Annotated in this window: 17 protein-coding genes; 8 read left to right on the top strand and 9 right to left on the bottom strand. The window is 59.6% G+C overall.

Translation table 11 applies throughout. The annotated features are described in order from the left end of the window. Positions 1-214 precede the first annotated feature (214 nt). The 3 genes from C479_RS14735 to C479_RS14725 all read left to right on the top strand — a co-directional run bounded on the left by C479_RS14735 (position 215) and on the right by C479_RS14725 (position 7,363). Positions 215-1,720, top strand: coding sequence for a DUF7289 family protein (locus tag C479_RS14735; protein WP_007704272.1), 1,506 nt, complete (start codon positions 215-217; stop codon positions 1,718-1,720). 306 nt (positions 1,721-2,026) lie between these two features. Beyond that, the gene (locus tag C479_RS14730) at positions 2,027-4,447 is read left to right on the top strand and encodes a vWA domain-containing protein (RefSeq protein ID WP_007704269.1); all 2,421 of its coding nucleotides are present in this window, start codon (positions 2,027-2,029) and stop codon (positions 4,445-4,447) included. Positions 4,448-4,726: 279 nt separating this feature from the next. Next, entirely contained in the window at positions 4,727-7,363 is a 2,637-nt protein-coding gene (locus C479_RS14725) for a DUF7289 family protein (RefSeq protein WP_152415922.1), read from the top strand. Between the two features lie 197 nt (positions 7,364-7,560). On the opposite strand, the gene C479_RS14720 is transcribed toward C479_RS14725, so the two are convergent. Next, positions 7,561-8,214, bottom strand: a complete 654-nt coding sequence (locus C479_RS14720; protein ID WP_007704264.1) for an adenylate kinase — start codon at positions 8,212-8,214, stop codon at positions 7,561-7,563. A 58-nt stretch (positions 8,215-8,272) separates the two neighbouring features. Here C479_RS14720 and C479_RS14715 point away from each other — a divergent pair, with 58 nt between their 5' ends. The 4 genes from C479_RS14715 (at position 8,273) to C479_RS14700 (ending at position 12,987) form a co-directional block, all read left to right on the top strand. Further along, on the top strand, positions 8,273-8,671 hold the full coding sequence (locus C479_RS14715; protein ID WP_007704261.1) for a hypothetical protein: 399 nt from the start codon (positions 8,273-8,275) through the stop codon (positions 8,669-8,671). A 219-nt stretch (positions 8,672-8,890) separates the two neighbouring features. Beyond that, positions 8,891-9,814 carry a cytochrome c oxidase subunit II gene (locus C479_RS14710; protein WP_007704259.1) on the top strand — a complete coding sequence of 308 codons (924 nt, stop codon included), beginning with the start codon at positions 8,891-8,893 and terminating at the stop codon, positions 9,812-9,814. Continuing rightward, complete coding sequence (locus tag C479_RS14705) at positions 9,814-12,507, top strand: cbb3-type cytochrome c oxidase subunit I (protein ID WP_007704256.1); 2,694 nt, start codon at positions 9,814-9,816, stop codon at positions 12,505-12,507. Before C479_RS14710 ends, C479_RS14705 begins: the two co-directional genes overlap by 1 nt. A gap of 213 nt (positions 12,508-12,720) precedes the next feature. Then, positions 12,721-12,987: a cytochrome C oxidase subunit IV family protein gene (locus tag C479_RS14700; protein ID WP_049907419.1), complete on the top strand. Its 267-nt coding sequence runs from the start codon at positions 12,721-12,723 to the stop codon at positions 12,985-12,987. Between the two features lie 119 nt (positions 12,988-13,106). Here the strand turns inward: C479_RS14700 and C479_RS14695 are convergent, their stop codons facing one another. After that, a complete protein-coding gene (locus C479_RS14695) occupies positions 13,107-14,426 on the bottom strand; it encodes a 4Fe-4S ferredoxin N-terminal domain-containing protein (RefSeq protein WP_007704243.1) in 1,320 nt (439 codons plus the stop codon). Positions 14,427-14,653: 227 nt separating this feature from the next. On the opposite strand from C479_RS14695, the gene C479_RS14690 reads away from it, so the two are divergent. Next, entirely contained in the window at positions 14,654-15,061 is a 408-nt protein-coding gene (locus C479_RS14690) for a high-potential iron-sulfur protein (protein ID WP_241430198.1), read from the top strand. A 106-nt stretch (positions 15,062-15,167) separates the two neighbouring features. Here C479_RS14690 and secY read toward each other — a convergent pair whose 3' ends face one another. The 7 genes from secY to C479_RS14655 are packed head-to-tail and all read right to left on the bottom strand — an operon-like array spanning position 15,168 to position 19,970. After that, positions 15,168-16,628, bottom strand: a complete 1,461-nt coding sequence (gene secY, locus C479_RS14685) for a preprotein translocase subunit SecY (protein ID WP_007704238.1) — start codon at positions 16,626-16,628, stop codon at positions 15,168-15,170. A 3-nt stretch (positions 16,629-16,631) separates the two neighbouring features. After that, the gene (locus C479_RS14680) at positions 16,632-17,117 is read right to left on the bottom strand and encodes an uL15m family ribosomal protein (protein WP_007704236.1); all 486 of its coding nucleotides are present in this window, start codon (positions 17,115-17,117) and stop codon (positions 16,632-16,634) included. Between the two features lie 2 nt (positions 17,118-17,119). After that, entirely contained in the window at positions 17,120-17,587 is a 468-nt protein-coding gene (gene rpmD / locus C479_RS14675) for a 50S ribosomal protein L30 (protein WP_007704234.1), read from the bottom strand. Continuing rightward, positions 17,584-18,237 carry a 30S ribosomal protein S5 gene (locus tag C479_RS14670; RefSeq protein ID WP_007704232.1) on the bottom strand — a complete coding sequence of 218 codons (654 nt, stop codon included), beginning with the start codon at positions 18,235-18,237 and terminating at the stop codon, positions 17,584-17,586. Before C479_RS14670 ends, rpmD begins: the two co-directional genes overlap by 4 nt. Continuing rightward, positions 18,230-18,781 (bottom strand): 50S ribosomal protein L18, encoded by a 552-nt coding sequence (locus C479_RS14665; protein WP_007704230.1) that lies wholly within the window; start codon positions 18,779-18,781, stop codon positions 18,230-18,232. The genes C479_RS14670 and C479_RS14665 overlap by 8 nt, the downstream gene beginning before the upstream one ends. Beyond that, the gene (locus tag C479_RS14660; protein WP_007704228.1) at positions 18,781-19,230 is read right to left on the bottom strand and encodes a 50S ribosomal protein L19e; all 450 of its coding nucleotides are present in this window, start codon (positions 19,228-19,230) and stop codon (positions 18,781-18,783) included. Before C479_RS14660 ends, C479_RS14665 begins: the two co-directional genes overlap by 1 nt. Beyond that, on the bottom strand, positions 19,227-19,970 hold the full coding sequence (locus C479_RS14655) for a 50S ribosomal protein L32e (protein WP_007704226.1): 744 nt from the start codon (positions 19,968-19,970) through the stop codon (positions 19,227-19,229). Before C479_RS14655 ends, C479_RS14660 begins: the two co-directional genes overlap by 4 nt. Position 19,971: the final 1 nt, after the last annotated feature.

The following is a 19,971-nucleotide window of genomic DNA, read 5'->3' as shown; positions in this document are numbered from 1 at the left end:
CAAATGTACACAGGGTTATCGTAATTCGATTGACTGGTTGGGGACCGACGGCGACACGATTCCGCCGTTTCGACAGATTACGGCCAGGAGTTGGGCGACCAGGAAAGCTCTCTCGGATAGTGCATGAATTGAACCACCCAGTGAACGATATAAACGGAAAAAACGGAAAGGACTGGCGGCACCGTTTATCATATTCACAGAATTTCAGGAGTACATGACCGGACGTGTCGCCGTGCCCGCGGAGGAGTCGCCGCCGGATCGGGCACAGGCAGAGGTTCTCGGAGTCGTGTTACTGCTCGGCCTGGTTGCCGTTGGTTCGCTGTCGCTCATGGTGGTTGCGACCGGCGCCGTCTCGGACACCCAAAGCCAGGCAGAGACGGAACGGATCGAACAATCCTTCGTCCAGCTTAGCCAGACGATGGCGACGGCAACGACAGCCGGTGACATGCCCAAAGCGGTCTCGTTCGACGCTGGTGAGTCCGGCGCGATTACCAAAACGGACGCCGGGACGTTCACGATACAAGGCGGGAACGTGAACGTCACCAGAACGGTCGGGGCGATCGAGTACAGACACGACGACGGAAACATCGTCGCCTACCAGGCTGGTGGCGTCTTCGCCGAACGCGGAAATCAAACACGGGTCATCTCTAATCCGCCTATTTCGTACGATCCCGTCGACGAAACACTCACACTCCCAATCACGGACATGAGCAAGAGCCAGGACCTCTCGTCCGGGCCAGTTCATGTTTCGACTGCCGCCACGGACCCGTTACGTGAGGCGAGTCTGGTCGAAAACGACACGGTAACTCTGACGATCCAGAGTCCGTACTACCGTGGCTGGGAGGAGTACTTCCGAAGTAAAGCCGGCGATGGAGCGATCCGGAATGTCGATCACACATCACAGACAGTCGAAGTAAAGTTCGGCCCGTTATCATTCGAGGACGCGTTATCGCGTGGCGCAACGTACGTTTCAGAGCCGGGCGGTAACCACCCAGGAGACATTATAGACGATGGTGAAGTAGGAATGCTCCCACCGATGGACGAGACGATCTCCGAGATGATGGCTGACGCCAAAGATGGATCGTACTCGGTTGATGCAACGTACGGACAGATAACTAGCGACAGATCATTCGATAGCGGGACGTACCTCATCAATTCTATCAAGGGCGGCTCGCACGAATTTGATCTCACCACCGGCAATATTACACTCCTCGTCGACGGCGATATCGCCTCGGACGGGGTGAGCGACTTTATGACTGTGACCGGATATTCCGGAAATAACCAGTTGAAGATATATACGACAGGGAATCTCGATATCCAAAACGGAGGGAGTATCTGCGTAGACCCGTGCAATCAGGACACTGACGCCTCTCGTATCCAAGTATACGGAACGTCAGAATCATCGGTCAGCATCAATCAGGGCAGTCCACGATACGAGGGAGTCATCTACGTTGCCAGCGATGAAGAGTCGTGGGACTACAACGACCGCCGAGGGAAATGCGACTCCGAAAAGTATCAAGTCGCTTTTCAGGCTAATGGAGACTTTACCGGCTCGCTAATCGCTGGAAGTATCTGCGGCCATAGTTCGTCGTATGGGTTCAGTTACGATTCGACGCTCAACAACGCAGACATCGACCCGTATCCAAATCAGTATACGCCACCCCCACGCATTACGTACCTGAATGTTGCCGTGTACGAAATGGACGTGGACAATAGCTAGACCGAAAACCGGCGACGGAGCCAAACGGTGGATCGATCGGCGAGTGAGAGCGGGTCACTCGTAAGCAACTCATTCTACCGGAGTCAGATCTGGTGGCCCGACACTCGATCTCGCTCACCGTAGTCGGAAACGCAGCTGGAAGCAGTCGCACCCGGTTATAGTCCCAACAGCGACCCCTAGCGAACGATCCATCCTTCCCCGATAGTGAATTTTCCCCCCAGACCCATCACGACGATCGACGCACCCGCATAATTTAGCAATTGTAATAAATAATGTTATTACGAAAGAGAGCGTTGGGCTCTAATAATGTCTCAAGGGTTGGGGGCGGATCGGACGAACGAAGGTCCATCGACCGCTGAGGGTGGCTGGCATCGTCGGTTCGGAAGGCGGACGGATCGAAGCGTTTCAGCGGTTCTGGGCATCGTTCTCCTGTTCGGGATGGTTCTCATCGGTGCCGCAGTACTCGCTGTCTCCGGGATGGCACTGATCGACTCGCTGCAATCGACGGCAACCGCCGAACAGGGAGAACAGACCATGCAACAGATCGATCACGATCTCGCGAGCGAACGGAGTACGATCGAACTGCTCGGGAACGGCGACTACGAGATCGTCGATGAAGGAACGATCAACGTAACCGTGACGACACAGTTCGGGACGACCTGTTCGATTCTCGACGACGAACCGATGGGGACCTTACGGTACGAAACCGACGATGGGAATACGATCGCCCACCAAGCTGGCGGCGTTTTTAAGCAAAGCGGAAACGGTTCCGTCGCTCTCTCGGACCCGACGATCCGGTACTATACGGACAAAGTCGACGGGGAAACCGTCAACGGACTTCGGATGTCCGTGACGAATTTAACGGGGACGACTGGGCAGGGAACTCACGCTGCAGAATACGAACGACAGCACAGGTCTGCATGCACAGACGCCAGGTATGCAACGGGGGTCGAGATCACTGTCGAGGACACGCCGTATCATCACGGGTGGGCCAACTTCCTGAAATCCGAGTTCGATGGGACCGTCATCCACAACGAACCGCGCAAGAAAGTGAGTGTAAGTGCATCGATCGGTAGCGATCTCCCGTTCAACAGCTACGTCCGGGTCGATCCGACAATCTACGGAGGGCTCTACGTTGAGGAAACGGCACCTATCGATCAGTCCTTCACAATCGATCGGTACAACGGAAGCGTCGGCTGGGACGGTTCAGACACGACGAATGTAACCGAGGATCTGTTCGTCGCCGAGAACGGACTTGACCTCGAAGACGATGCGAAGATCACCGGCGTTCCGGTCACAAACGGAAAGCTCACGGGAGAACGGGGTGCAAGCCTCACGACGGTCGGATACGCGACAAACTTCGCTGTGCCGTCCTTCGGAAGCGACAACGCGACAGGCACGCAACTGTACAACGTCACTGAGACGTCTATTCCGGAAGTGTACGGTGCGAAGATGGACGATACGTTCACCGATATCGACGATATCGACGACGACATCGATCGAGCGGTCTCCCAGATCGACAATGCAAGTAAAAGCGAGCGGATCGACGACAAAGACACGCTACGTATTCCGGCAAACGGGTCCGAGATGCTGTATTACGGGGATGGAGCCGACGTCGGCGACGACCTCGATGAACTCGACACGACCGGCGGAACGATCCACGTCGCCGTCGATGGTGACCTGGATCTAAGCGGCGTCGACGTGACCGGGAGTGGACAGGTATACGTCTACGTTTCAGGAGAGATATCTCTCGACGATGTGACGGTACACGGCGAACGTGCGAGCGGGTTGTGGGTGTACGGAAAGAGCGCCACCCAGGTCGACGTTCGTAACGACTTCCAGGGCGTCCTCTACGCACCGGAAAGTGACCTCACACTGCACAACGATGCCACGGTGTACGGCGCGGTCGTGGGCGGTCAAACCGAGATCAAAGCGAACGCCACCGTCCACTTCGACGAGACGCTCCGGACCGACGTCCCGATCCCGAAGGGGAACCGGGGTCTCGAGATAGAACACCCCGGTGAACGGAAACCCCTGGACGTCGTGTTCACACTCGACCGATCGGGGTCGATGGATCGACATTGCAAAGCATGGGCCGGTTGGAACTGTGTGGACTGGCACCCAGGAAACGATCCCAATGGACTGCGTATCGACGCGACGAAGAACTTCGTCGGCCAGATGAAACCCGGAGATCAAGCCGGCGCCGTCGAGTTCAACACCGATGCCTACGAACTCACCGACCACCTCTATCCGCACTCGAACTTCGACGCTTTCAACGCATCCCTTGAAGCGAACGCAAATGGCGGAACCTACATCGGCGATGGGATCGATGCCGGGCTGGAGTTATACGACCCCGCCCATGACTCGGAGAAGGTCATGATCCTCCTGACGGACGGGATGAACAACGGGAGAGACGAAGACGGTTCGGAGACGAGAGCGATTGCCGACGACGCCGACGAAGACAACGTGACGATCTATACCGTCGGCCTCGGTGACGCCGGCGAAATCGACGAAGATCTTCTCGAGGATATTGCCGACAAGACTGGTGGGAATTACACGCACGTCTCCGATGCTCACCAACTCAACGATATCTTCGAGAACATCGGTGAAGATATCCAGGAAACATCAGTGGTGTCGGTGGAGATAGCTTCGTTCGAGGAGTCGAACGACTGGTCGAACGAACAACGGATCGAGGTCCGCGAGACTGTTGTCCACCTCGACGAGTAGTCACCAACGTAGTGAGCACAGGCTTTTACTCACGGACGGTCTGTTCCTGATTCCGACGGCGTGAGGCAGAGCGCTCGCGGCGTGAGACGTTGACCGTCGAGAAAAACGCAGATCGGCAACTGCAGTCGAGGTAGCCAGTTGTTGGGTGAGAATTGGATCGCCCATATTCATCATCCTACAATCTAAAAGGCATAGCGGCATAATAATTCAATTTACCAAACTATACGCCTATATATTCCCATACAATTATGATGGTCTGAGAGAATACCAAGACAACTAATGGGTTCTGGGGAACAAGGGTCGGAAATCGGTCTGCGGCATGCAGGCGATTCGGACGGGGAGACAGAACGAGCTGTTTCACCAGTCGTCGGCATAATTCTGCTATTCGGGATGGTGTTCATCGGCGCTGCCGTCGTCGCCGTCGCTGGAATGACGCTCGTCGATGACTTACAGACGGATTCGACGGGTGAACAGGCCGAGCGGGCTATGCAGCAAGTCGATCACGATCTGGCGAGCGAGAAAGATGCCGTACAGCTCCTCGAGGACGGAAACTACGAAATCGATGGACAAGGATCGATCTCCGTCACCGCTCGAACGAAGTTCGGAACGACGTGTTCACTGATAGACGACGATTCACTGGGGACGTTACACTACGAAACGGCCGATGGAAGATCCGTGGCTCACCAGGGCGGGGGTGTCTTCACACGGACAGAAAGTGGCTCGACCATGGTCTCCCGACCCGATATTCGATATTACACCGACGAAGTCGATGGGGAATCGGTCCCGGGAATCCAGATCTCGATCACGGATCTTACGGGGAACCCAGGCCAGGGTACGCATTCGGCCGAATACGAACAGAACAATAGCATCGACTGCCCAGCAGCCAGGTACGCGACCGGCGTCGAAATCACCGTCGAGGACACGCCGTACCATCACGGGTGGGCCGAGTTCTTCAACGCAGAGTTTGGAACTGAAAACGTCGACGCGAAACCGGACCAACAGTCGGTGACGGTAAACGCCACGCTCGGAACGGACCAACCACTCGAAAGCTACGTCGGCGTCGATCCGACGATATACGGCGGGCTGTACACAGACGACCCCCTACAGCTCGACAAAGACCTCACAGTCGACAGGTACAACGGAAACGACGGTTGGCACGATCCAGACCCGAACAACGTTACCGAAGACCTGCTCGTCTCCGCTGACACCATCGGCCTCACGGACGACTCGCTAGTAACCGGGATTCCCGTAACGAACGGTAAATTCACGGCTGACTCCGATGCAAACCTCTCTGCAGTTGGGTACGCGACCAAATTCGACGTCCCGTCGTTCGGTGAAGACAACGCAACCGGGACGAAGCTCTACAACGTAAGTCGTCCAACATACCCCGCTACGGTCTACGGGGCGAAAATGGACGGCGGGTTCGATACTGTTAGCGCGGTCGACGACGACATCGATACAGCGGTCGAACAGATCGGAAAGATGGACCGAAAAACGGGGTTCAAGACCAAAAAGACACTTAGGGTCCCGGATGGCGAAGCGGACGCAATCTACTACGAGTCGAGTGCTGCCGGCCAGCAACTCGATGAGATCGATACCTCGGGCGGAATCATTCACGTTGCTGTCGACAGTAATCTCAAACTCGACGACGTCGAGGTGACCGGAAACGGACGGGCGTACTTCTACGTCTCGGGTTCAATCATCGCCGAAGACGTTACCATCGAACCGAATCAAGGAGCGAGTAAACTCTGGGTCTACGGAAAAAGCGACAAGAACGTAAAAATCCGAAACGATTTCCAGGGTGTTCTCTACGCCCCCGGAAGCGATGTTTCGCTCACTACGACGGGCAGTAACGCCCACCCCGAAGTTCACGGTGCGGTGGTCGGTGGCGAGATAACAAATATTGAAGCGGGAACGGAGATCCACTTCGACGAAACGCTCCGGACGGACGTCCCGATTCCTAATGCCAATCAGGGCCTCGAAATTCCACACCCAGGGGAACGAAAACCGGTCGACGTCATGTTTGCACTCGATCGATCCGGGTCAATGGGGCCGCATGGCTATCGTATCAGATCACACGAGATTAATGGCGCCGATTGGCAATCGCCGCCATTCACAGGTAGTTTCAGAGTTGATGATTCAGGGTTTGGATTCTCCGGCTCCGTTCAGATAAAAAATGGATCGGATGTTGAGACTGTAAACCCAGGAGAATATGCTGTAATCGAACCAGGAGAGCGAATTCGTGCGAAAGAAAAATGCTACGGGAACTGGTGTACAGATGCGGAAACCACCCTAAACAGATATTCGAATCCAGGTAATGACCCAGATGGAAAACGAATCGAGGCAACAAAGAAATTCGTTGGACAGATGAAAGATGGTGACCGGGCGGGTGCTATCGAATTTAACTCCCGGGCCTCACCTCTTACCACTGACTTGTACACACACGCTAACTTCGACGACTTCAACTCGTCACTCGATGCCAATGCGAACGGCGGGACCTACATCGGTGACGGCGTCGATTATGCGCTTGAATATTACGAACCGTCGACCGACTCCGAGAAGATCATGATCCTGTTGACCGACGGGAAAAACGACGGAACGGACGAAGACGGTTCGACGACGAGAACCATTGCGGCCGAAGCTGACGAGGACGACGTGACGGTGTACACGGTCGGGCTCGGCAACGAGAACGACATTGACGTCGATCTGTTGAAAGACATCGCCGACATCACCGGTGGGAACTACACGCACGTCTCAAGTGCAAGTCAACTCAACGAACTCTTCAAGAACATCGGCAAGGACGTCCAGGACCGCTCGATCGCCTCGATGGATATCGGCTCGTTCGAGGAGTCGAACGACTGGTCGAACGAATACGCCATCGAGGTGCGTCAAACGACGATCGAGCTCGATCAGTAACCGCCGGGCGACGGAAGCAAGACTCCGGAGCCAAATGGAGTGAACGCTAGTCCGATAAAGTCACGATAAACGCGAGCCCCACGTAGATCGATCAGGCCGCTATCGGCACCCGGTCCAATACTGTCGAATACAGTCGCAAAAAAGCTGGAAAATCGAGTGAATTCGTCCCTCCCTATGTCCGTAAACCGCTATTCGAATCAGGAAGACGCTTCTCGATCGATCGTCGCTTTCACGTCGGCCCAGACCTCGTCAGGCGTCAGTTCACCATCTATCCGCTCCAACTGTCCCTGTTCCTCGTAGAACTCGATCACCGGTTCGGTATTGGCGTGGTAGACACGGAGGCGGTCTTTGACGGTCTCCTCGGTGTCGTCGTCGCGCTGGACGAGTTCCCCACCGCACTCGTCGCAGACGCCGTCGGTTGCCGGCGGATCGAAGTCGACGTGGAAGTTCGTCCCGCACTCTTCACAGACACGACGGCCGGTGAGTCGATCGACCAGTTCGTCCTCGCTCACGTCGAGGGCGAGGACGACGTCCAAGTCGGTCATCTCCGCGAGCTCTCGCGCCTGGTCCATGTTTCGGGGGTAGCCATCGAGGACGAATCCGTCGGCTTCGATGAGCGCCGTCTCGACGATCGTGTTGACGACTTCATCGGGGACGAGGTCGCCCTGGTCCATGTACTCCCGCGGGGTGTCGTACTCGAGCCCGAGGTCGGAGATGTCCATGTCTTTGTTCGCGCGGAGGGCATCGCCCGTCGTCACGTGTTCGACATCGAACGTCTCGGCGATACGTGAGCTCTGTGTTCCTTTCCCGGCGCCCGGCGCGCCCATGATGAGAATTCGTGGGTCGGTCATGAGAAGGCGTTCATCGGCCCCGCATAAATGCTTAAAGAATGGACCGCGAACTGCGCCTGTGAGTCGGTTCGACGCAACCGCGCGAGACGAACGGCGAGCACTGATCGAGGACGGCATTCGGGCCCACCAAGAACGATCGAGCGGGTTTTGCACGTTCGAGGCGGACGAGTCCACAACCGACGACGTATCGAACCTCGGGATTCCCTGGGTCCAATGCACTGGCGACGAAACGTCGTTCGACAGTACCGAGGCGGAACTCGACCGAGCAAAGACACTCCTCGAATCGTATCCCCGGTACCAGATTGCGGAGTTACTTCGGCCGGAAGAAGCCGGCGGAGTTCACGTGGTAATCGAAACACCAGGTGAGCTAGACCGACGGACACGGTTCGTCGACGAACTCTTCACCGACGTGTTCGGGCTCCCAGCGTCATACAGACTGTGGGTGAGTTCCGTCTGAGAGAAGTACCGGGAACTCCCACCAGCTCCGAAAACGATAGAATCAAGGTCATCCCGATCCTGTTTTCGTGAGATACGATGGCATGGTCGTAAGGGCCCTCCATTTCGCGGGCCGCAGAGCGAAGTCCCAATAGATAAGTAGATACGCACGCCATCGTCGCACAACGGTCAAACAGAGGTGAATACGATCTATCACGCACTACTAACTCCGACAGCGGACATGACCCGCGGGGACGTGTTCGAGTTAATCTTCCAGGTCTTCATGGGACTCGGCACGCTCGTTGGTATCGTCGTCGTGCTGTACATCATGTACAACGCGTACATCTACCGCGACGACGAAACCACGGTCGATCCCAAAGCGGATAGTCGACCCGAAGTCGGGGAGCTACCGGTCGGTGGAACGGGCGGAAAGAAACTCTTCATGTCGTTCATCCTCTCGGCGATCATCGTCATTTCGCTGATTGTCTGGACGTACGGCATGCTGCTGTACGTCGAGGACGGCCCTGGCGGTATCGGGCAGGGCGGTGACATTCAGGTCCAGAACGAAGAAGAGGTGGATGAATACCTCGATCTGGAAGTCACTGCGTGGGCGTTCGGTTTCGATTACGCGTACTCGTACCAGAATAACACGGGGGTGGAGACCAGTATGAAGCTCGTTATTCCGGCCGACACCCCGGTGGCAGCAAACGTCAGCTCCCGTGACGTCTGGCATACGTTCGGAATTTCCGAATTCCGCGTGAAAGCAGACGCAATACCGGGCGAGCACGCCACCACCTGGTTCGAGGCCGACGAGACAGGCGTATACGACACTGGCGTTCAGTGCTACGAACTCTGTGGCTATCGCCACAGCAGTATGAACCACGATCTCATCGTCGTCAACGAGGAACTCTTCGCCGCTGCCATGGATGCAGAGGCGTCGGGAACGCTCTTCGACGCAATTCAGTCAGGGGAGCTCTCGGTCGATTCGACGCCCGAAGAGTTCGAGTCCCACATAGCTTCCCAAGAGTCGGACAGCAGTGAGAGCGACAGCGGAAACAGCAGTGACGATGGCAGTGGAGACAGTAATGATCAAGGTACAGACAGTCCCGACGAGGGAACGTCCAACGATAACGAACAGACCAACGAGTCCGGAGGTGAGAACTGATGAGTGAGCTTCCACCACGGCGCTCGCTGAAACGGTGGCTGGTGACGACCAACCACAAGGACGTTGGAGTCATGTACCTCGTCACCGCGATGTTCTTCCTACTGCTGGGCGGGATCTTCGCCCTCGTCTTCCGGGCACACCTCTGGGAGGCCGGTGGAACGGGGCTACTGAGCGGTTCCGAGTTCAACCAGTCGGTGACCTCACACGGACTCATCATGGTCTTCTGGTTCCTCTCGCCGTTCGCAACCGGGTTCGCGAACTACGTCGTTCCGCTACAGATCGGCGCCGACGACCTCGCGTTCCCCCGGCTAAACGCCCTGAGTTACTGGTTCTACCTGTTCTCGGGCATCCTCTTCATGCTCGCGTTCTTCCAGGGCGGCTCGTTCGGCGGTGGGTGGACGATGTACGCACCGCTCAACGTGCCCACCTACACGCTCGCGATGGAAGCGACCGCAGGATCGAACATGACGATCATCGCACTGATGATGTTCGTCATGTCGATCACGTTCGGGACGGTCAACTTCATGACCACCATCCACCGCATGCGAGCTGAGGGACTCGGCCTCTGGAACATGCCGTTGTTCACCTGGTCGTGGCTCCTCACCGTCTGGATGATGCTCTTTGCGTTCGCAGCGTTGCTCGCGGCGCTGTTGCTCCTCTCGATCGACCGCGTCTTCCTGACGCAGTACTTCGCGACGGACCAGGGATCGTCCCTGTTGTGGGGCCACCTCTTCTGGTTCTTCGGCCACCCGGAGGTCTACATCGTCTTCTTCCCCGCGCTGGGGCTCATGTTCGAGACGTTCCAGACCTTCACGGGTCGACGCCTCGTGGGCCGCAAGTGGGTCATCATCGCGATGGTCCTCGTGGCCGTCCAGTCCTTCCTGGTCTGGATGCACCACATGTTCCTCACGACGATCAACCTGGAGATCAAGACGCTCTATATGGCAACGACCATCGGGATCTCGTTACCGTTCGACCTGATGGTCTTCGCGCTGATCTACACGATGGTCAAGGGGCGCGTCCGCTTTACGACGCCGTTCCTCTTCAGCCTCGGTGCCCTCGTCCTGTTCATCCTGGGCGGGATCACCGGAGTCTTCCTGGGTGCCGTCGTGCTCGATTACGAGTTCCGTGGTACGTACTGGGTCGTCGCGCACTTCCACTACGTGATGGTCTCCGGTGTCACCGCCCTCGTCGGAGGGCTGTACTACTGGTGGCCGAAAATCACAGGGAAGATGTACCACGAGTTCGCCGGAAAGGTTCACTTCGCCGCCTACTTCATCGGGTTCAACCTGCTTTACTTCCCGATGTTCCTCACCTGGGAGACGCCCCGACGCGTCTTCCACTACCAGGCTGGCGACCTGATCTGGCACCAGCTCGCGACCGTGGGAGCGTACTTCTTCGGATTCTCGTTCCTGATCATGTTCGGGAACTTCGCCTGGAGCCTACTCTACGGGCCAAAGGCGCCCGACAACCCGTGGAAATTCTCCCGCACGGCCGAATGGGCGATTCCATCGCCGCCACCGCTCGACAACTGGCCCGGTCGACCGACCTACCGGTCCGGTAAACTCGAGTTCGTCGACGACTCTGCGGAGACCGCAACCGACGGCGGAGAGGCGGACGATCCAGCAGTCGCGACTGACGGCGGAACGACCGTGGACGACACGGAAACCGACGACGATGACGATCCGATCATCATGACGGACGGCGGCACAGTCATCAACGACGAAGTCACCGACAAGGTGACCGATCAACCGGTCGCAACCGACGGCGGCGCCGTCACCGACGCGACGATCGACGCCGATAGCGCCGACGAAGCGGCGACCACTCACGAAGAGGCGCACATCGATCACGCGAGTATCTGGCCGTTCATGCTCGGGCTCAGCACGTTCATCATGTTCGCCGGGCTCTCGGGTATGACCGACGTGATCATCGAGCTGTTCAGCACAGAGATGACGAACCATCTCGGTCAGGAAGCCGTCTCCGATCAGGCGTCGGTCGGTCGGATCGCCGATTCCGGCTCCATCCGACCGAACTACATCGCCGCGTTCCTCGGCGGGCTCGGCCTCCTGCTGGTGTCGCTGTTCAAGCTGGGGACCGAGGACTTCACCGGACCGACGATGAACATCGCCGAGCGCTGGCCGTTCGAAGGAATCGACACCACGAAGTTCGGCGTCTGGGTGTTCCTGGCGTCCGACGTGATCGTCTTCGGCGCGGCTATCGGCGCGTACATCTTTATGCGCCTGTGGTCCGGCTGGGAGACGTTCCACACGATCCCGAGCGCTGCCTGGCCCGGTCTGCTCAACACGTACATTCTGCTCACCTCGAGCTTCACGGTCATCCTCGCGCTCGTGATGGCCGAACGCTCGAACAAGAAGGGCGTGCTGGCGACGCTCGGTGCGACCATCGTCCTCGGACTTGGCTTCCTCGGCATCAAGAGCTGGGAGTGGGCCGAGAAGTTCTCACACGGGGACTACTGGTTCAGCGGCATCGAGTATTCCATGTACTACGTCACCACCGGCCTCCACGCGCTGCACGTGATCATGGGGCTCCTGATCGGGATCTTCATGCTCTACCGTGTCTACACGATCGATGCCTACCTGGGTGATAACCGCCACCTGGAGTACTTCGGCCTCTACTGGCACTTCGTCGACATCGTCTGGGTCATCCTCTTCCCGCTGTTCTACCTGATGTAGACGGCGGAAGACACCCACACGAATTGTTCGCTCGAAACCCGACTCCTTCATCGATCATCGCCGCGCTGAATTTCACACCTCACCAGTAGTCTCACGAACCCAACCGATCGTGAAAGTCACGGGCGAGCGATGCCGGAAAACCCGCAGACGGGAGCTACCGGCGACGACACGCATGAGGAAGCTATAAGTGACGCCCACACCGAGTACGTCATAATGAGTAGCATCAGGACCTACACGGTCGTTTACATACTGTTGATGGTGCTGGCGACGGCAAAGGTTGGGTTTCACGGGCTCGGCCTCGGTAATACGGCGTTTATCGGAATTATCCTCGTGCTTGCTACGGTCAAGATACTTCTCATCGCCGGCTATTTCCAGCACCTCATCGAGGAGCCGCGATCGATCACGTACATGATGTTGACGTCGCTGTTCATGGTACTCCTGCTCGTCGCCGCGGCTGGGTACTCGATCCAGGGCGCCTAATTTCACGGACGTTCGCCCACTTCGGTAAGTTAGCCCAACGCGGACGGCTGTTCTACTGCGGTGAATTCAATTGACGTTCGGTGAGACCGCGTCAGTTCGATGGTGGCCCAACTCGCCACCTATTCGAACCTGACCGTGCCTTCCTCGAGTCGATCCATGTGGTTGTCGAGGAGGCCAGCTTCTTCGTAGCTGATCGGGCCCGGTACCTGTTCTGCGTGCGGTCCTGGCTCGTTCCCGACGTAGATGACGTTCGGGTCGGTGCCGACGTCGGCGAGGAGCTGGAAGGTCGAGGCGCTCTCGCCGGCTGCGGCGTCGACGAGTTCTCTGGCTTCCTCCTCGGTCAGTCCCTCGTCCGTCGTCTCTGCCGGGTCCGCTTCTCCGGTGAGGATGGCGACGGCTGTCTGCAGTTCCTCGTCCTCGGGGTCGCCTTCCTGGAGTCGGGCCAACGGAACGTCAGAGAGATACTGCTGCGGTTCGCTCTCCTCGTCGTTCATATCGCCGAATTGGATCGCCCCCGGTGGACACGCGTCCTCGCATGCGGTCGTCCCGATTGCCTCCTGACCTCGTGAACCGTCCTGGCGCGTCGGACAGAACGTACACTTGCTCATCACACCGCGTGGAGCCCGGCTCGAGACCGGTCGGCCACGGGCATCGTAGTAGTGATTCTGCTCGATCTCACTGAGCGGAACGTTCGGTTCGTCCCACTGGAAGTAGTTGACGCCGTACGGACAGGCCACCTGACAGTACCGACACCCGATGCAGACGTCGTAATCCGTCAGGACGAGCCCGTCCGAGCCCCGTGTGTGTCGTGCCGTCGTCGGGCAGACCTTCTCGCAGGGCGCATCGGTACAGTGCTGACAGGGCCGGACGAGACGGCCTCGGCCCGTGTTGAGATCTTCTTCGGGCGACTCCCAGTCCATCACGTACATCCAGTTCATACCCGGATTCCAGCGATGTTCCTGCTGACAGGCCTGCATGCAGGCAAGACAACCGTCACAGATCTCCAGGTCGATCGCCATCCCCCACTGGACGCCGGTCTCCGTTCCCTCGTCGACCTGGGCAGCGGTCGATTCGGTTCGATCGTCGTCGACAGCACCGCCCAGTCCAAGGGCGGCTCCCGCCGCGCCGAGTGTCGCGAGCACTGCCCGGCGATCGACGTCACCGTCGAGGTCGGTGAGCGATTCGACCCGCGACTGTGCGGCTTGCTCCGCTGCCTCGGCAGTCGGTCGGTCATCTTGGCCGAATTCCGACAACACGGCCTCGTGATACCGATCGTGGAAGGTTTCCTCGGAAAGTTCACCGGCCGTGACGGCCATGGCGTCTTCGGCCATGGCAAGCCCGAGTTCGGTATCGTATTCGGTCTCCTCCAGTGCCGCCTCGAGGTCGGCTTCCCACTCGGGGCCGAGCGGGTGGAACGAATCATCCGCCGAATCACTCATTGGGTTTCACCCCCGCGTCGGTCGTACCCGTGCAAGTCCCGGTAAGCCAAGCCAGCTCGACAGGGTGGGCTGGGTCCGTCATTGATTCTCACGGGCCCCTTCCACAACGATTGACAAATAACCCGTATTCACGTTCACCGACCGGTTCGGTACCGAATGCGTACGTTCGGTCACGCCACGCGCTGGCTCGGATGGGCATTATAACGCCGAGCGGTGTACGACGGGCTATGGATTCACGGAGGTCGACTCGCCGACGGATACTCATGCTCGCCGCCGGTGGCTCGCTGGCCCTCTCGGCCGGGTGCATCAACACACCCACGAGCGGGCCGATCGCGGTCGAAGAACCCAACGACTGCCTCGAACAACTCGACGACAGCGTCCCCGAGGAAGAGGCGACAGCTCTGAGTATCGACGGAGTCGAACGACAGGCCGAAGCAAACCTCGCGTCGAAGACAGAGGCTGGCTACGCGTGCGGTCCGCAGGAAGGCATGCTCTGTGGAAACTGTACGTTCTACATCGACGATAAATCGGGTGACGGGATCGGCGCCTGTGCCGTCGTCGCTGGCGAGGTCAGATCCGTCGACTGGTGCGGGCTCTGGCAACCTCGCGACGGGTACGGCGGAGACGGAGGTTGAAACGTGTGCCCGTCGGTCGCCGATCGCGGGGAAACCACTCCGTGAAAAGCCGACCGGAGCAAAAGCGGTCCGAATAGCCGATCGCGGGCGAAACGTAGATGATCGGTTACTCGCTGCCGAACATCTGGCGCATCATCGGGTGCATCTCCATCATCTGCTCTTCGGCGATCTCCTCGTAGAGTTTGTAGGTGATGGAGACGGCCAGCAGGAGACCGGTCCCGGAAACGCCACCGATAGTCCCGAGCATATTCGCCCAGACGGCCAGCAAGCCGACGAGCGCACCGCCGATGACGGTCACCTGCGGAATGTACCGCTCCATGACCTTCTCGACGACGCCGACGTTCTGGCGGAAGCCGGGGATCTGCATCCCGGAGTTCTGGATCTGTTTGGCCGTCGACTCCGGCCCCATGTCGGTCGTCTCGACCCAGAAGATGGCGAAGATGGCGCCACCGACCACCATGAACGTGAGGTCGACCCCGATCCGCAGGAGTACCTGCCACGTCTCCTGGGTGACACCGGTCCACCACATCCAGTCCTGCGGGGAGTAAATGGGTGCGGTGTAGTAGAAGAACCCACTCACAGGTTCCCCGCTGGTGTAGGTGCCGAGGAACGCCGGCATGCCACTCCATTGCTGGTTCAGGATCTGACCCATGAACTGGACGTTCGCCTGGACCGCTCGAACGAGGATCATCGGCAGGACGCTCGCGTAGATAAGCTTGACCGGGAATCGTCCCCGGGCGCCCTTCACACGCGAGTGACTGAGCGGAATCTCGACGCGGACCGACTCCGTGTAGACGACGATCAGGAAGATCAGGAGCGTCGTCAACAGGGCGACGATCTTCCCCTCCGAGACGAGCAGCTGATAGAGCCCGTTCCCGCCGATGAGCGAGTCGATCTGGATGTCACCGGTCAAGATGAGGAACCAGTTGTAGAAGAACCCGGCTCCCCGTTCGAATGCGAAGAAGCCACCGACGAGCATCTGGCTCACCCCGGCGATGATGAAGAGGCCGACACCGCTGCCGACACCCCACTTGCTTACGACTTCGTCCATGTAGAGGATGAGGATCCCCCCGACGAAGATCTGGGCGAACATGATCAGTTTCACGCCCGTCGGACCGAGCGTGAGACTCCCCAGCGTGAGCTGGGAGGCCGTCGGAAGGAAGCCGCCCCCGGCCAGTACCATCGGTGCCGCGGTCAGCGCCGTCATGAGGACGACGAGTAGCTTCTGCAGCCCCTGATAGAGGACCTGATCGCGCGGATCGTCGGTGTCAAGTCCGAGCAGGTTCGCCCCGCCGAGCAGCTGTAAGACGATGCTCGCCGTGACGATCGGACCGATCCCGACCTGCAGAACCGAGCCCTGCTGCCCGGCCAGGATCGCCCGGAACTCACCGAAGAGGTCCTCTCCGCCCTGACCTAACCCGAGAAGGGAGATGTTCGTCAGGAAGAAGTACAGTACCAGGATCGCCCCGGTCCACATGAGTTTTCGCTTGAAGGGAACGTGTCCCTCCGGTCTGCGGACCGTGGGCATCCGCGCGAGTACGGGTTCTGCGGCTTCCTTCCAGCCCATGTATTAGTCCTCTGTCTCCTCGTCGTCGGTTTCGGCGGCTCGCGCCTCGCCACGCTCGGTGAGGACGGCGGCGCCACCAGCGGCTTCGAGTTTCTCACGTGCGCCGTCGGTGAACGCGTCGGCGGTCACGGAGAGCGCGTCGTGGACCTGACCGGAGCCGAGAACCTTCACGAGGTCGACGTCGTCTCCGTCGTCGGCGACGTCGCGGGCATCGATCGCGTACCCATCGTCGGTCTCCTCGGCCACGCCGTCGGCAACGAGCAGCGGGAGGTCCTCGTCCAGCGTACGGACGTCTACCTCTTCGACCGTCGGCTGCGCGTCCTGCGGGCGCTTGAAGCCGTGTTTGTGCTTCGGTTCGTAGTTGTGGAACTCGTGTTTGCTCCGCCCGGCGCGGCCGCGGCCGCCTCGATGGCCGGCTCCACGGCGGTTCTTGTGCGTCCCGCCGCTGTGGGTTCGCGATCCGCGCTGGCGCTTTTTCTTACTCGTCATGGTTAGCGCATCGATTCTAGCAGGTCGTTAATCTGCTCCGTTGTATGCTTTCCGAGTTGGCCACCGTCGCCCGTCGGCTTCTTGATCCCGTCGTGCCCACCACGTGGCGGGTGCAGGCGAAGCGTCGGGGAGAGTCCTTCCTCGCGAAGTGTCGTTTCCTCTTCGAGTAGCGCCTCGGCGAGCCCGTCGAAGTCGTCGTAGGCCGTGTTGTCGGCGACCCACGCCTCGTCCACGTCGGACTGACGGCCCTCGAGCGGCTCGGCTCGCTTCGAGAGCACCGTCGCGAGCACGTCCGCGCTGGGTTCGCCGTACGCGACGTAGTCGTGAACCTTCGTGATCATCCCGCGGTAGGTGTCCCGCTCGGGAACGAGCGTGGCGTGATTGACCTCGGGGATGTTGAGCATCATCAGCGTGTCATCGACCGCATCCGAGCGATCGACCTCGCCGCGAAGCTGGACGAGCGCCTTCATCGCTCGGCCACCTCGGCGCCCTCGTTATCCTGCGTCCGAGCTTGCATGCGGGACTGTGAGGCGTTTTCGAGCGCGTTGAACGTTGCCTTCGCGAGGTTGACCGTCGTCCGGGTGTTGCCGTGGCTCTGCGTCCAGGCGTTCTCGATACCCGCGAGTTCGAGGACGGCACGAACAGTGTCGCTCGCGGCCAGTCCGAGGCCCTCGGGTGCCGGAATGACGTCGACCTCGACCGAGCCGGCCTTGCCGCTCGTTCGGTGGGTCAGCGAGTGGGGCCGGTCCGATCGATCCTCCCACGACCCGGAGCCGCGGGGAACCTCGATGATGTTCAGTTTCGCGATCTCGATAGCCTTCTGGATGGCCGACCCGACCTGGTCGTCACGCCCTTCGGCGTAACCGACAAAGCCGTTTCGGTCACCGACGGTGACGACACAGCGGAACTTCACGCGTCGTCCGGAGTCGGTCATCCGCTGGACCATGTTGATGTCGAGTACCTCGTCGTCGAGCCCCGGCAGGAGCTGATCGACGAGCTCCGGCTCCTTCAGCGGAAGCCCGGAGTCGAGTGCGGCCGACATCGTGTCGATCTCGCCCTCCTGTACCTTTCGCCCTAGTCGTGTGACGGGCTCCCACCCGCCGTCCTGTCGGTTACTCATTGCTGATCTCCTCTCGTACCGTATCGAAGTGCTCGGGGAGGTCGGTCGCGTCGAAATCACCGCTGTAGAGCGGTTCGTCGAGCGACTCTGCGTACTCGGCGATGTGTTCGCCGCGCGTGCGCGACCAGTCGGCGAGGACGCTGTCGTTGTGCGGGATCTCGAGCCCCGCGTCGATCGCACCCTCCTGAACCGCGAACACCTTGTTGCCCGGCGTCGCCGTGTGGAGACCCAGATCGAGGACCGCTTCCTCGACACCGGCCTCGACCGCGCGCATGCCGGCCAGGAGGCCGGTCAGATACGCCGCAGGCAGGTTACTCGTGGGTGCTTCCCAGCCGAACTCGGCCAAGTCACCCGAGTGTGCGCTTGCATGTGTTTCGTCGCCCTGGGGGCCGGGAGTGATCAGCTGCGCCCTGACGTGCGCGTTGGACGTCCGCGCGACGAGGCGCGGCTTGCCCGATTTCAGCAGGCGCAACCTCTGATGGTAGTCCGTCCGGACCTCCCGGCGACGTCGCATCGGTACCTTATATCGTGGTCCTGTTGCCATTATTCGTCACCGTATTCGTTCTCGATGAAGGTCAGCATGTACCGGACGCTGCGGAACTCGCCACCGCCAGCTTTGCGGTAGAGTTCGCGGTACTCGGTCGGTGTAAGCTCGTCCGAGTCGCGCAGTTCGCGCAGTTTCCGTCGCTGAGCCCGAATCTGATTTCGCCACTGTTCCTTGCTATCCTGACGGGCACCCGCCTTCCCGCGTCGCTTGCCCGGCCCCTTCTGGTGGCCGTATGCTCGCTTCGCGTTCCGTTCGCGGGCACGACCGCGGGAGTTGCCGCGGGCGTCCTCGGCACGGATCGTGCCGTCGTCGACGAGTTCGCGGATCTCCTCGCGCGTGATCGCCTGGGAGATCTCTCCCTGGGCGTCCGGATCGAACCAGATACGATTCTTGCCGACGTCGAGGACGTCCGCTGCGAGTCGCTTCTGTGCACTCAGGTCCGTCATTCGTCTACCTCCACTTCGACGTAGGTCGGGTTGAGGACGCGAATGCCTGCGTCCTCGGCCTGTTCTTCGATGCGTTCGCGCTTGCGAGCACCGACCGAACCGGCGATACGAACGGCTTCGGTGTCGCCGTCGACGCCGTCCAAGTCGTCCGTGTTCTCGACGCGAACCTCCTCGAAGCCGCTCGGGTGCTTGCCGCGCACCGTCGTCGGCGTCCGGTAGCCGGCCTCGACTTTGGGGCCCTTGCCCTTCACGCCGCGGCGCTGCTTCGAGAGACCACCACGTGGCTTTCGCCAGGATTCCGGCGTCCGCTTTTTCTTGTGGTAGTCCTGTCGGTTGAACTGCGGGTTGCCCTCGTGGCGCCGCTCGGTCAGGAGCCGGCCCTCCTCGTCTGAGAGATCGGGCTCCTTCTCGGTCAGGCCCCGGGGCTGCAGTTCGGTCTCGACGTCTTCGGCCTCGGCCTCCGCTTCGGGTTCGGCCTCGTCTTCGATCTCGGCCTCGGTCTCCTCGTCGACCTCGAGATCGCCGACGTCAGCCTTGATTCGGGCCGCAAGCGCCATGCCGACGCCTTCGACCGCCGCCAGGTCGTCCTGGGAGGCTTCTTTGACGTCGTCGACGGACTCGAATCCGGCTTCACGAAGTGCGTCGGCCTTGCTCGCGCCGACGCCACTGATCTCCGCTAAGCTCTCGGGAGTTCCCTCCTCGACTGCTGCTTCGGCGTCGTCAGATTCGTCTTCGGACATG

The sequence above is a fragment of the Halovivax asiaticus JCM 14624 genome (assembly GCF_000337515.1).
Taxonomy (GTDB): Archaea; Halobacteriota; Halobacteria; order Halobacteriales; family Natrialbaceae; genus Halovivax; species Halovivax asiaticus.
The sequence above is the reverse complement of the archived record's forward strand: the minus strand, read 5'-3'. Positions and strand labels throughout refer to the sequence as shown.